This window comes from Xanthomonas albilineans (assembly GCF_002939705.1).
GTDB lineage: Bacteria > Pseudomonadota > Gammaproteobacteria > Xanthomonadales > Xanthomonadaceae > Xanthomonas_A > Xanthomonas_A albilineans.
Map to the genome: position 1 here is coordinate 91372 of NZ_MDCB01000008.1, position 12915 is coordinate 104286.

At 63.8% G+C, this 12915-nt stretch carries 10 protein-coding genes and 5 tRNA genes; 6 read left to right on the plus strand and 9 right to left on the minus strand.

Annotated features, from left to right (window positions below):
- Nucleotides 1-108 precede the first annotated feature (108 nt).
- From tig to XalbCFBP2523_RS09035, 6 genes are all read right to left on the minus strand, one after another.
- Nucleotides 109-1404: a trigger factor gene (tig, locus tag XalbCFBP2523_RS09010; RefSeq protein WP_012915121.1), complete on the minus strand. Its 1296-nt coding sequence runs from the start codon at nt 1402-1404 to the stop codon at nt 109-111.
- Nucleotides 1405-1605: 201 nt separating this feature from the next.
- Nucleotides 1606-1690 (minus strand) — tRNA-Leu (locus XalbCFBP2523_RS09015).
- 92 nt (nt 1691-1782) lie between these two features.
- Nucleotides 1783-1858: transfer RNA gene (locus XalbCFBP2523_RS09020), tRNA-Lys, on the minus strand.
- 76 nt (nt 1859-1934) lie between these two features.
- A tRNA-His gene (locus XalbCFBP2523_RS09025) sits at nt 1935-2011 on the minus strand.
- 35 nt (nt 2012-2046) lie between these two features.
- Nucleotides 2047-2123: transfer RNA gene (locus XalbCFBP2523_RS09030), tRNA-Arg, on the minus strand.
- A gap of 43 nt (nt 2124-2166) precedes the next feature.
- Nucleotides 2167-2243, minus strand: a tRNA-Pro gene (locus XalbCFBP2523_RS09035).
- A 154-nt stretch (nt 2244-2397) separates the two neighbouring features.
- Here XalbCFBP2523_RS09035 and XalbCFBP2523_RS09040 point away from each other — a divergent pair.
- On the plus strand, nt 2398-3174 hold the full coding sequence (locus XalbCFBP2523_RS09040) for a Bax inhibitor-1/YccA family protein (protein WP_012915120.1): 777 nt from the start codon (nt 2398-2400) through the stop codon (nt 3172-3174).
- Nucleotides 3175-3261: 87 nt separating this feature from the next.
- Here the strand turns inward: XalbCFBP2523_RS09040 and XalbCFBP2523_RS09045 are convergent, their stop codons facing one another.
- The 3 genes from XalbCFBP2523_RS09045 to grxC form a co-directional block, all read right to left on the minus strand.
- Nucleotides 3262-4269 carry an isocitrate dehydrogenase gene (locus XalbCFBP2523_RS09045; RefSeq protein WP_045764259.1) on the minus strand — a complete coding sequence of 336 codons (1008 nt, stop codon included), beginning with the start codon at nt 4267-4269 and terminating at the stop codon, nt 3262-3264.
- A gap of 164 nt (nt 4270-4433) precedes the next feature.
- Nucleotides 4434-4832: a carboxymuconolactone decarboxylase family protein gene (locus XalbCFBP2523_RS09050; RefSeq protein WP_045765279.1), complete on the minus strand. Its 399-nt coding sequence runs from the start codon at nt 4830-4832 to the stop codon at nt 4434-4436.
- Nucleotides 4829-5143 (minus strand): glutaredoxin 3, encoded by a 315-nt coding sequence (gene grxC / locus XalbCFBP2523_RS09055; RefSeq protein ID WP_045764257.1) that lies wholly within the window; start codon nt 5141-5143, stop codon nt 4829-4831. The genes XalbCFBP2523_RS09050 and grxC overlap by 4 nt, the downstream gene beginning before the upstream one ends.
- 151 nt (nt 5144-5294) lie before the next feature.
- Here grxC and XalbCFBP2523_RS09060 point away from each other — a divergent pair, with 151 nt between their 5' ends.
- The 5 genes from XalbCFBP2523_RS09060 to ppx all read left to right on the plus strand — a co-directional run bounded on the left by XalbCFBP2523_RS09060 (nt 5295) and on the right by ppx (nt 12788).
- Entirely contained in the window at nt 5295-6938 is a 1644-nt protein-coding gene (locus XalbCFBP2523_RS09060; protein WP_045761210.1) for a M48 family metalloprotease, read from the plus strand.
- Nucleotides 6939-7021: 83 nt separating this feature from the next.
- On the plus strand, nt 7022-7711 hold the full coding sequence (gene phoB / locus XalbCFBP2523_RS09065) for a phosphate regulon transcriptional regulator PhoB (protein ID WP_012915115.1): 690 nt from the start codon (nt 7022-7024) through the stop codon (nt 7709-7711).
- A 62-nt stretch (nt 7712-7773) separates the two neighbouring features.
- Nucleotides 7774-9099: a phosphate regulon sensor histidine kinase PhoR gene (phoR, locus tag XalbCFBP2523_RS09070; protein ID WP_045757681.1), complete on the plus strand. Its 1326-nt coding sequence runs from the start codon at nt 7774-7776 to the stop codon at nt 9097-9099.
- Nucleotides 9100-9110: 11 nt separating this feature from the next.
- On the plus strand, nt 9111-11207 hold the full coding sequence (gene ppk1 / locus XalbCFBP2523_RS09075) for a polyphosphate kinase 1 (RefSeq protein ID WP_045757680.1): 2097 nt from the start codon (nt 9111-9113) through the stop codon (nt 11205-11207).
- Between the two features lie 54 nt (nt 11208-11261).
- Nucleotides 11262-12788, plus strand: coding sequence for an exopolyphosphatase (gene ppx / locus XalbCFBP2523_RS09080; protein WP_045760428.1), 1527 nt, complete (start codon nt 11262-11264; stop codon nt 12786-12788).
- The last annotated feature ends 127 nt before the right edge of the window (nt 12789-12915 follow it).

Genomic DNA, 12915 nt, shown 5'->3' on the forward strand with positions numbered 1-12915 from the left:
GCCTGCACGGGGTGCGCAGGGCTTCTCATGTCCACCCCCGCAACTGCGGAGGCTAGGTTTACATCCGCAACCCGCATGCACGATGCGGGCCGCGGCATGGCGATCACCTTATTGCCGGATCGCTTCCTGGAACGTCATCGCCTGCTCGGTGTGCTGGGCGCGCTCGGCGATCCAATCGATCACCTGCTCCTCCATCACGCGGCTCTGCAGCCCCCCCATCAATTGGGGATCGTTGCGGTACATCTCAATGACCTGTTCCGGCTCCTCGTAGGTCGAAGCGATCAAACGCAGAGTCTCCGAAACCCGCTTGGGGTCCAACCGCAACTCGTTGCGACGCGCGACCTCGCCAACCAACAGGCCGACCAGCACGCGCTTGCGTGCGGCATCCAGAAAGCCATGATGCGCATCATCCGGCACCTGACCCGGATCGCGGCCGGCGCGACGCATCTGCTCGACCTGTTCGGCCAGCATCGCTCGCGCTTCGTTCTCGACCAGACGCGGCGGCATTTCCACCGACGCATAGGCCGCGATCAGTTGCTCGCCGACCTCGCGGCGCAGGCGATTCATCAGCGCCCCTTTGAGTTCACGCTCCAGATTGACCCGAATGTCCTTGCGGAACTGTTCGGGATCGCCGCTCTTCACGCCAAAGCTCTTGATGAACTCCTTGTCCACCTCCGGCAACACCGGGGCAGCGACCTCGACAGCCTTCACATGCACCTGTACCCGCTTGCCGGCGAACTGCGGCACGCGCCAGTCCGCAGGAAAATCGACCTCCAGGGTCTTTTCCTCGTCCTTGGACAGGCCGAGCAAGCCCTGCTCGATCGCCGGGAACATGACACCCGAGCCGATCACGCTACTGCCCTTCTCCACACCTTCGGCGGGCAAACGCTCATCACCCACCTGCGACCAAGTCTCCAGGGTCACCAGATCGCCGTCCTGCGCCGCGCGCCCGGCCGGCTGCCAGGTACGGCGCTGCAGACGCAGGTTCTCGATCATCTGCGCGATGTCGGCATCGGTGACCTCGGCGGTATGGCGAATCACCTGCAACGCGGAAACGTCGATGTCGCCAAAATCCGGCACCACCTCGAACGTGGCCACGAACTGCAACGCGTTGTCGTCGGCACGGTCGATACGCGGATTGCCGGCCAGACGCAGCGCGTGCTCGCGCACCGCCGAGTCGAAGGTCTCGCGCAGCAGGCCATCCAACGCCTCGGCGCGGATCTGCGGTCCGAAACGCTGCTCGATTACCTTGGCCGGGATCTTGCCGGGACGGAAGCCCTTGATCCGGGCGGTGCGCGCGACTTCGCGCAGGCGACCGCCGACATGGCTTTGCAGACGCTCCTCCGGCAGGGTGAAGGTCAAACGCCGTTCCAGGGTACCGGTGGTTTCAATCGAAGCTTGCATGTGGACTCCTGCCACCGGGAGCGCATGGCTCTCGGCACGATATAGAAAAATACGGATTGGACGCGGGTACGGGACGACCGCAGCCGGATAGTTTCGCCTATTCCAGCCATGCCTGCCAGCGCAAGAGCGCACGCCCTGAACGAGCGACGGGAGCAGGTGGTCCTATCGGGCCTTGAGACCTTGCCAGGCATGGCCGATGGATGGTGCGAAAGAGGGGACTCGAACCCCTACGCCTTGCGGCACTGGTACCTAAAACCAGGGCGTCTACCAATTCCGCCACTTTCGCGCTGCGGCGCTGGACGCGCCTGCCGAGACACATTGTTGCAGGCCAGGCGCAAAAGAAAAAGGCACCTGTTTAAGCAGGCGCCTTTTTATTTTTGGTGGGCCGTCAAGGATTCGAACCTTGGACCTATTGATTAAGAGTCAACTGCTCTACCAACTGAGCTAACGGCCCTGAAACTTAGTCGCGCATCGTATGTGCTTTCTGACTTGCTTGCAACACTTGGAAAAGCAGCGGTTCACGCGGTCAATGGGGTGGCTGAGGGGACTCGAACCCCCGACATCTGGAATCACAATCCAGTACTCTAACCAGCTGAGCTACAGCCACCATTGAAAACTTGCATTACCTGCCCGACGCCGATGTGGCGCGCCCGACAGGAATCGAACCTGTAACCGCCGGCTTAGAAGGCCGGTGCTCTATCCAGTTGAGCTACGGGCGCCCATCCCGGATTGTCGCATCCTCTGCGCCGTTGCACATCGGATTGGTCGGGGTAGAGGGATTCGAACCCCCGACATCCTGCTCCCAAAGCAGGCGCGCTACCAGACTGCGCTATACCCCGGCGGAACACCCCTCGCGGCCGAGGCTGCGAAGGCCGGCTATTGTGGGAAGCTGGCGCCTGCCTGTCAACGTCGCGCGCGCGCAACATCGCCTACGCTATGCTCGACATCTGCCACCGACATCGGTCGGGGCAAATTTTCAATTGGAGAAACAGCATGATCCGCAGCGGCAACCCTGCGCTGAAAGAATCCACCTTCCTCGACCTCGGCAGCGGCGCGGTGATCGCGCGCGATGGCGGAGCGATGACCCTGAACGGCACCATCAACAAGACCGGCGCCTTGCTGCTGCTGACCGTCCTGACCGCCGCATTCGCATGGAGCCAATCGCTTTCTGTCGATGCCGCAGGCCGTGAGATAGTCGCACCGGGCGTCATCGGCTACGTCCTGGGCGGCGCGATCGGTGGCTTCGTCCTGGCCCTGATCACCACGCTGAAAAAGAACTGGTCGCCGATCACCGCGCCGCTGTACGCGCTGGTGGAGGGCTTCTTCCTTGGGTCGATTTCGGCACTGTACGAACACCGCTTCAACGGCATCGTGCTGCAAGCGGTCATGCTCACCTTCGGCACCCTGTTCGCGTTGCTGTTCGCCTACCGCAGCGGCATGATCAAGGCCACCGAAAACTTCAAACTAGGCGTGGTCGCGGCCACCGGCGGCATCGCCCTGGTGTATCTGGTCACCGCCGTGCTGGGCCTGTTCCACATCCAGATTCCCTACATCCATGGATCGGGCACGGTCGGCATTGTGTTCAGCCTGTTCGTGGTCGTGGTGGCAGCGCTGAACTTGGTGTTGGACTTCGATCTCATCGAGAACGGCGTGAAACAGGGCGCGCCCAAATACATGGAATGGTATGGCGCGTTCGGCCTGATGGTCACGCTGGTGTGGCTGTATATCGAGTTCCTGCGCCTGCTGTCGAAGCTGCAATCGCGGAATTGACGGCACACCCGGCAAGTTCCCGACCCGCAACGCAACAGGGCGCCACATGGCGCCCTGTTTTCTTAACCGCTTCCGCCGAACCTCACCTCACAGGCGGCTGGCGATGGCCTTGGCGAAGCCCATGGTGTTGCCGCTACCGCCCAGGTCCGGCGTCAAACCGTCCTTGGCATCCAGCGTGGCGACGATGGCATTGCGCAAACGTTCGGCATTCTTTGGCTGGCCGATGTGGTCCAACAGTTGCGCCGCGCCCAGCAGCAGCGCGCAAGGATTGGCCTTGCCCTGTCCGGCGATATCCGGGGCCGAACCGTGGACGGCTTCGAAGATCGCCGCATCCACACCAATGTTGGCGCCCGGCGCCAGGCCGAGGCCGCCAACGAGGCCGGCACACAGGTCCGACAGGATGTCGCCGAACAGGTTGGTGGTGACGATGATGTCGAATTGTTCCGGGCGCATCACCAACTGCATGCACGCGTTATCGACGATCATTTCCTGGAATTCGATCTCCGGATAGTGCACCGCGACTTCCCGCGCCGCTTTCAGGAACAGGCCCGATGTGGACTTGATGATGTTGGCCTTATGCACCGCGGTGACCTTCTTGCGGCCGGTCGCACGGGCCAGATCGAAGGCATAGCGGACGATACGCTCGGAGCCCTTGCGGGTGACCTTGGCCATCGACAGCGCGGTCTCGCCGTCGGCGGACACTTCCTGACCTTCGCTCAGATACGCGCCTTCGGTGTTCTCACGCACGGTGATCAAATCCACCCCGGCACCGAAGCGTGACTTGGTGTTGGGAAACGACTTTGCGGGACGCACGTTGGCGTACAAGTCGAACTGGCGGCGCATGGCCACATTGATCGAGCTGAAACCCTCGCCTACCGGCGTGGTCAGCGGGCTCTTGAGCGCGACTTTGTTCTTGCGGATCGATTCCAGCGTCGCGGCAGGTAACAGCTCACCATGCTTTTCCAGTGCAACCAGACCAGCGTCGGCATATTCGTAGGTCAGGCCGGCGTTCAGCGCATCAAGCACGAACAGGGTGGCGTCCATGATCTCGGGGCCGATGCCATCGCCACGGATGATCGTGATTGTCTGCGTCATAAGTTGCGGATCCCGTAGATGATGATGAGGGGCGCCACCCGGAAACCGGGCTGCAGGCGCAATGAGGTTTCAAGTGTAATTATGCCCGAAGCGAGTGAAGGCACCCAAACCGCGACAGCCCTGCCAGCGCGCCATCGGCATGGGCCAGGGAGCGGGAGACAGTGTCAATCATGCGCATGCGCCGCCGGCACGGCGGTCCCGGCATCAAGGGTGTCCAGAAAATCCACCGCACGGCGCAGGTGCGGGATGACGATCGAACCACCGACCACCAGCCCCACCGAGAAGGTCTCGAAGAATTCCTCGCGGCTGACCCCCGCGTCCTTGCACTGGGCCACGTGGTAACTGATGCAATCGTCGCAACGCAGTACGAGCGAAGCGACCAGACCGAGCAGCTCTTTGGTCTTCACGTCCAGCGCACCGGCCTGGTAGGTCTGCGTATCCAGCGCGAAGAAGCGCCTTACCACCTGATTCGGCTCGGCCAGGATGCGCTGATTCATACGTTGCCGGAACTCGGTGAATGCACGCACGCGCTCCTCGCCGCCGCCCTCGCCCACCGCACTCATACCTTGTCCCCGGGAGCAAGTCCTGCGGCAAGCAGCGGCTCCAGCTTGCCGGCCCGATGCAGCGCCATCATGTCGTCGTAGCCGCCCACATGGACATCGCCGACGAGGATCTGCGGCACGCTGGTGCGGCCCGTCAGAGCGACCATCTTGTCGCGCTCCGCCGGATCTAGGTCGATCCGCACCTCGCTCCAGCTAAACCCCTTGCTCTTGAGGAAATTCTTGGCCGCCACGCAATAGGGACAGATCGCGGTGGAATAGACAGTGATCGGCGGCCGGCCGGCCTGCTCAGCCTCGACGGTTGGGTTGTCCACGGGAAACTCCGGGCAATCTGGAAGGTCTAAGCCACTATGGTAGCGCCCGGGTGGATTTTCGAGTCCGCAACCGCAACACTGCGGATCACTCTGGACTCGCCATCGTCCCTGGACGCCGCCCGGCGCCGCCAACCCCATCATGGAGCCTGCCTTGCGCCTGCTGCCGCTTGCCTTTGCAATCACCCTGGCCATCGCCTGCGCCGTTGCCCCGGCACAGGAGAGCAAGCTGCCGGACATCGGCTCCTCGGCCGGCGAACTGCTGACCCCGGCACGGCAGGCCGAGTACGGCAAGATGATGCTGGCCGAATTGCGCAGCTATGGCTATGTCCTTGAGGACCCATTGATCGAGGACTGGCTGCAGACCATCGGCACCCGGCTCGGCGCCAACAGCGATCAGCCGCAGCAGAAGTTCACCTTTTTCATGCTGCGCGACCGCCAGATCAACGCCTTCGCCACCCTCGGCGGCTATGTCGCGGTCAATGCCGGCCTGGTGTTGATCGCCGAGCGCGAGGACGAAGTAGCCGCGGTGCTGTCGCACGAAATCGCCCACATCACTCAGAAGCACGTGCTGCGCGGGGTAGAGCGCGCGCAGCGCGAACAAGTGCCGATCCTGCTCGGCATGCTCGCCGCAGTGGTGGCCGCGCAGCAAGCCGGTGGCCGCTCCGGCGGCCAGGCGACCCAGGCGGCAATCGCCAGCGGCTTGGGGCTGATGCAGCAACGGCAGATCAACTTCACCCGTTCCAACGAGTCGGAAGCCGATCGCCTGGGCATCCGTACGCTGGCGCGCAGCGGCTACGACGTCGATGCGATGGCCGACTTCTTCGACCGCATGTCGCTGGCGATGCGCGGCAACCAGGGCGGTTACAGCACACCGGACTTCCTGATGACCCACCCGGTCACCGCCACCCGTATCAGCGAAGCGCACGAACGCGCCGAGCAGATGAAGAAAAACACCCTGACCTTGATCACCAGCGTGCCGGGCGGCACCTTGCAAGAGCGCGTCAACCCCAATGACGTATCGCTCAGCCAGCCCCTGGGCGCGCCGAGCAATCCATTACTGCCAGGCAGCCTGCAACTGCCGTTCGCCAGCTATTCGCACGGTGTCAGCGGCCAGTTCGATTGGGCACGCGAACGCCTGCGCGTCCTCAGCGCCAACACCCCAGCCGATGCGGTACGCGAGTACGAGGGCCTTCGCCAAGGCAGCAAGCAGGGCCTGAGCGATGCCCAGCGCTATGGACTGGCGCTAGCGCGGTTGCGCGGCGGCGGCAACCCGCAGGAAGCCGCCAAGACACTGGAGAGCTTGCTGCAAGCGCACCCGGACAACTGGTGGCTGAGTCTGGCCGTGGCCGAAGCGGAGGCACGCAACGGACACCCCCAACAAGCCGAGCAACGCTTCGACGCACTACTCAAGCGCATGCCCAACAACCGCGCGGTCGCCCTGAGCTTGGCCACAGTGCTCAACGAACAAGGCGGACGCGCGGCGGGGAAGCGCGCGCAGGCCGCGCTACGCCCCCTACTGGGCACGGCGACGGAGGACCCGGTGTTCCAACGCACCTTCGCCCGCGCCTGCGAGCTGGCCGGCGACGACACCCGCGCAGGCGAAGCCTACGCCGAAGCCGCCTACCTGAACGGACACCCGGAACAGGCCCTGATCCAACTGAACAACCTGAAGAAGCGCGGCGATCTGGATTACGTGGCACGTGCACGGATCGATGCGCGCATCGCCGCCATCACCCCGACCGTGCTGGAATTACGCCGTCTGGGCGTGCAAGACCCGGAAATGCAACGGCACTGAAACGCGACCGCCGCATGCGTCACTTAACCGCAATAAAACCGTAGTCTACTGACGACCTACCTCCACAGTTCCACGGTGCCGTTGTGCAGAAACGCATCCTGATCGTCGACGACGAGCCCGCCATCCGCGACATGGTTGCGTTTGCACTGCGCAAAGGCGACTTCGAACCCGTGCATGCCGGGGATGCGCGGGAAGCGCAGAGCCTGATCGCCGACCGGGTTCCGGACCTGATCCTGCTGGACTGGATGCTGCCCGGCACCAGCGGTCTGGAGCTGGCACGGCGCTGGCGCAAGGATGCGATGACCCGCGAAGTGCCGATCATCATGCTCACCGCCCGCGGCGAGGAAAACGACCGGGTCGGGGGCCTTGAAGCCGGCGTCGACGACTACGTGGTCAAGCCCTTTTCCGCGCGCGAGTTGCTGGCGCGGATCCGCGCGGTGATGCGCCGGACTCGCGAGGACGACGAGGACGGTAGCGTTTCGGTCGGCAACCTGCGCATCGACGGCGCCGCGCACCGGGTATTCGCCGGCGACGCGCCGGTCCCGATCGGTCCGACCGAATACCGCCTGCTGCATTTCTTCATGACCCACCCCGAACGCGTGTACAGCCGCGCACAATTGCTGGATCACGTGTGGGGCGGCAGCGTTTACGTGGAGGAGCGCACCATCGACGTGCACATCCGCCGTCTGCGCAAGACGCTCGAACCATTCGCCGTGGAGAACATGGTGCAGACCGTGCGTGGCTCTGGATATCGCTTCTCTGCATCCATCTAACCCCCGCCCTCGCCTGCGCTACGGCGGGCGGATCACTCTTTTTGCGAGAGGCTGCGTTACCGATGCCCCGCCACATCCGCTCCGCCTGGTTGAAAACCCTCGGCACGCTTGCCGCGCTGCTCTTGTCGGCATTGCTGGTCGGCTGGATCGGTGACCACGTCTGGATGGCGCTGACGGTGATGTCGCTGGCGGTCATGGCCTGGCACTACTGGCGGCTGCGCCGGGTGCTGAGCCGACTGACTGCGCGTCAACGCTGGGAACCCCCGGCCGGGACCGGCGTGTGGAACGAACTGGACAGGCTGATGTACCGCGGCCAAGCGGAAATGCGCACGCGTAAGCGACGACTGCTGGACATGCTGCGCGCCTACCGCGCCGCCGCCGCCGCATTGCCGGATGCGGTGGTGGTGATCGATCGCAATAGCCAGCGCATCCAATGGTTCAACGAGGCCGCAGGCACGCTACTCGGCCTCCATCACCCCAGCGATCTCGGTGTCCTGGTGGTGGAACGGCTGCAGCCGATGCCGTTGACGCACTGGCTGAGTGACGGACGCAATGCCGAACCGATGCTGGACACGCCTTCACCGATCGATGATCGTCTGCGCCTCAACCTACGCCTGATCCCCTATTCGGAAGACTATTGGCTGCTGGTCGCACGCGACGTCAGCAAGTTGCTGCGACTGGAAGAAGTGCGTCGCGATTTCGTCGCCAACGTTTCCCACGAGTTACGCACGCCACTGACCGTGGTGCACGGCTATCTGGACATGCTCGACCCGGAGGATTTCCCCAATTCCGGACAGATGATCGCCGAGATGCGCAAGCAATCGCAGCGCATGACCCAATTGGTCGAAGACCTGCTCACGCTCTCGCGGCTGGAGTCGCAGGAGCATGCCAACGAAGAGAGCATCGCGATGGGACCGATGCTGGCCACGCTGCGCCGCGAGGCCGAAGCGCACAGCCAGGGACGCCATTGCATCGAAGTGCACGACAACGCCGACTGCGACCTGATCGGGTCGAACAAAGAACTACACAGCGCCTTCTCCAACCTGGTGACCAACGCCGTGCGCTATACCGCGGCCGGCGGCACGATCCATATCCGTTTTGCCCGCGAAGGCGATGGCGCCGTGCTGTCGGTACGCGACAGCGGCTACGGCATCCCGGCACATCACCTGCCACGCATCACCGAACGTTTCTACCGGGTTTCCAGTAGCCGTTCGCGCGAAAGCGGCGGCACCGGGCTGGGGCTGTCGATCGTCAAGCACGTGCTGGGCCTGCATCAGGCGCGGCTGGGAATCGAAAGCGAAGTCGGCAAGGGCAGTACCTTCTCCTGCCATTTTGGCGCAGGGCGCGTGCATCGGCGGCAGGAACATGCCACCCTGTTCGCTGACTAACGAGTATCGCCATGCCACGCGCCATCGCTCTGCCGCCCACGCCACCACCGGACGTCCCTAGCGACCCATTGCGCGATCCATCGCTGTATCTCAATCGCGAACTATCGCAGCTGGACTTCAATTTCCGCGTGCTGGCGCAGGCGCAGGACCCGCAGGTACCTTTGCTGGAGCGGCTGCGCTTCCTGTGCATTTCCTGCACCAATCTGGACGAATTCTTCGAGATCCGCGCGGCCACCGTGCGCCATGCGCAGGAATTTGGCCTGCCGCCTGCGCCGGACGGGATGAGTCCGAGCGCGATCCTCAACGCGATCCACGACCGCGCCGCACAATTGGTCGACCAACAATACCGCTGCTGGAACGAAGTCCTGCGCCCGGCGTTGAAAGATGCCGGCATCGGCGTGCTCGGACGCCATTCCTGGAACGCGCGGCAGAAACGCTGGCTACGCGCCTACTTCCGCAACGAGATCATGCCGGTTCTCTCGCCATTGGGGCTGGACCCGGCGCATCCGTTCCCGAAGATCCTCAATAAATCGCTAAACATTGTCGTAGTGCTGAAAGGCGTGGACGCGTTCGGTCGCGTCGGCCACCTGGCCATCGTGCGCGCACCGCGCTCGCTACCGCGCATCATCCAATTGCCGGAAAGTCTGGCCGACGGCGGGCAGAGCTTCGTGTTCCTGTCCTCGGTGCTGTCAACCTTCGTCGACGAGTTGTTCCCTGGCATGGAGGTGACCGGCTCTTACCAATTTCGCGTCACCCGCAACTCCGAACTGGTGGTGGACGAAGAGGAAGTGGAGAACCTGGCGCTGGCGCTGCGCGACGAACTGGTCAACCGCGGCTATCGACCGGCGGTACGACTGGAGATCGCCGAAGATTGCCCGAAGTCCATCGTGCGCACCCTGCTGCAAAACTTCGCCTTGCCCGAGAACGCGCTCTACCGCATCAACGGCCCGGTCAACTTGAGCCGGGTCAACCAAGTCTATGACCTGGTACAGCGACTGGACCTGAAGTATCCGCCGATGAATCCGCGCACGCTGCGCGACAACGAGGGCATCTTCGAAATCGCTGCGGCTGGCGACGTCCTGCTGCATCATCCCTTCGACGCGTTCACCGCGGTGCTGGACCTGATCAAACAGGCGGCGATCGACCCGAACGTGCTGGCGATCAAGCAGACCCTGTACCGCACTGGCAAGGATTCGGCGATCGTCGATGCGTTGGTGCTGGCCGCGCGCAATGGCAAGGACGTCACCGTCGTCGTGGAGCTGCGCGCGCGCTTCGATGAAGAGGCCAATCTGGGTCTGGCCGACCGCCTGCAGGAAGCCGGCGTGCAAGTGGTATACGGCGTGGTCGGCTACAAGACCCACGCCAAGATGCTGCTGATCGTGCGCCGCGAGGGGCGCAAACTACGCCGCTACGTCCATCTGGGCACCGGCAATTACCACAGCGGCACCGCGCGCGCCTATACCGACCTGAGCTTGATCACCGCCGACGTGGACATCGGCAACGATGTGCATCTGTTGTTCCAACAACTGTCGGGGCTGGCGCCGAAGATCCGTCTCAAGCGCCTGCTGCAATCGCCTTTTACGCTGCATCCGGGCGTGCTGCACCGGATCGAGCGCGAGACCAAACTGGCCACCGCTGGCCGTCCGGGCCGCATCATCGCCAAGATGAACGCGCTCAACGAACCGCAGGTGATCCGCGCACTGTATGCCGCCTCCCAAGCGGGAGTGAAGATCGACCTGATCATCCGTGGTGCCTGCACGCTGCGCCCCGGCGTCCCCGGCGTCTCCGACAACATCCGGGTCCGCTCGATCGTCGGTCGCTTCCTCGAACACAGCCGCATCTACTGGTTCGGCAACGATGGCGCACCTGAACTGTTCTGCGCCAGCGCGGACTGGCTGGAACGCAATCTACTGCGGCGCGTGGAGACCGGCTTTCCGATCCTGGCCCCGGATCTGGTCAAGCGAATTCAACGCGAAGTGTTGCAAAACTATTTGGCCGACAACCTCAACGCCTGGGAACTGGACGCCAGCGGCAATTACCACAAGCTAGCACCCGGTCAGGACCAACCGCCGCACTCAGCACAGATCGCCCTGCTCGACGGATTGTGACCGCGTCGTATCGCTCGCATGAGCAGTACGTCACCTATCGGCTACCATTCCGTCATGCCTGCTATTTCCCCCACTTATCCGCCGCTGCGCGACGGCGACCTGCTGGCCGCCATCGATTTAGGTTCCAATAGCTTCCACATGGTGGTCGCCCGCTATCAGCTCGGACAGTTGCGGGTCGTGGATCGCCTGCGCGAAACCGTCCGCATGGCCGATGGCCTGGATCACAAAGGTGGCCTGTCCGCCGAGGCGCGGCAGCGCGCGCTGGAATGCCTGGCCCGCTTCGGCCAACGCATCCGTGACCTGCCGTCGCTGCGCGTTCGCGCGCTCGCCACCAACACGGTACGTCAACTGCGCTCGCCACAGACCTTCTTAATCCCCGGCGAAACCGCGCTCGGGCATCCCATCGAGGTCGTCAGCGGCCGCGAGGAAGCGCGCCTGATCTACCTCGGCGTGGCACACGCGCAGCCGCCCAAGTCCGACCAACGCCGGCTGGTGATCGACATCGGCGGCGGTTCCACCGAATTCATCATCGGCCGTGGCTTGCAGACCCTGGAACGGGAAAGCCTGCAGGCCGGTTGCATCGCCAGCACACGGCGTTTCTTTCCCGGCGGCAAGCTGTCCAGAAAGAAGTGGAAGGACGCGCTGACCGACATCGGCGCCGAGTTCCAGCAGTTCGCAGTGCAGTACCGCGCACTGGGCTGGGACGAAGCGATGGGGTCCTCGGGCACGCACAAGGCGATCGGCGAGATCTGCGCGGCGATGAAACTGACCAAGGGCGGGATCAGCGCCGAGGCATTGCCGCAACTGCGCGACCGCCTCCTGCTGGCCAAGCGTATCGAAGACATCGACCTACCCGGTTTGTCCGCCGACCGCCGCCCGATCATCGCTGGCGGCGTGCTGATCCTGGAAGCCGCCTTCCAGGCACTCGGCCTGCAACACCTCATGGTGAGCAAGGCGGCCATGCGCGAGGGCATCCTCTACGACATGCTCGGCCGCGGGGGCGAAAACGACCCGCGCGAGACCGCGATCGCCGCACTCACCCAGCGCTATGGCATCGACGAAGCGCAGGCCGCGCGGGTGGAAAATACCGCGATGGCACTGTTCGCGCAGGTCGCTGGCGACTGGGCGCTGGATGCCGACGACGGACGCATGCTCGGCTGGGCAGCGCGCTTGCACGAACTCGGCCAGGCCATCGCGCACAGCCAATACCATGTGCACGGTGCCTATGTGCTAGAGCATTCGGACATCGCCGGATTCTCGCGCCAGGAGCAACAAGTGCTGGCCACGCTGGTGCGCGCGCACCGACGCAATGTCCCCAAGACCGCGTTCGACGCGCTACCCGACCGCCTGCTGCTCAGCGCCAAGCGTAAGACCGCCCTGCTACGCCTGGCCGTGCTGCTGCATCGCGCGCACGAGGCCGATCCAATCCCGTCGTTGGAACTGAAGGCCAACGACAACACGCTGCACTTGATCCTCTCGCAACCCTGGCTCGAATCGCGGCCACTGCAACGCGCCGATTTGATCGGCGAGGTCGAGGGCATGGCCGGGCTCGGCATCAGCTTCCAGCCGTTTGTGGCGTAAGCGTGTTGCCGCGAGCGCCGTGGCGGGCGCTGCGGCGAGGCGCTCGGCCACGTCCTCTGTCTACAGCAACGGCCACGCATCGACACATCGACGCATTCGGATCCAGCGAACTCCCTGGCAGAGCGTC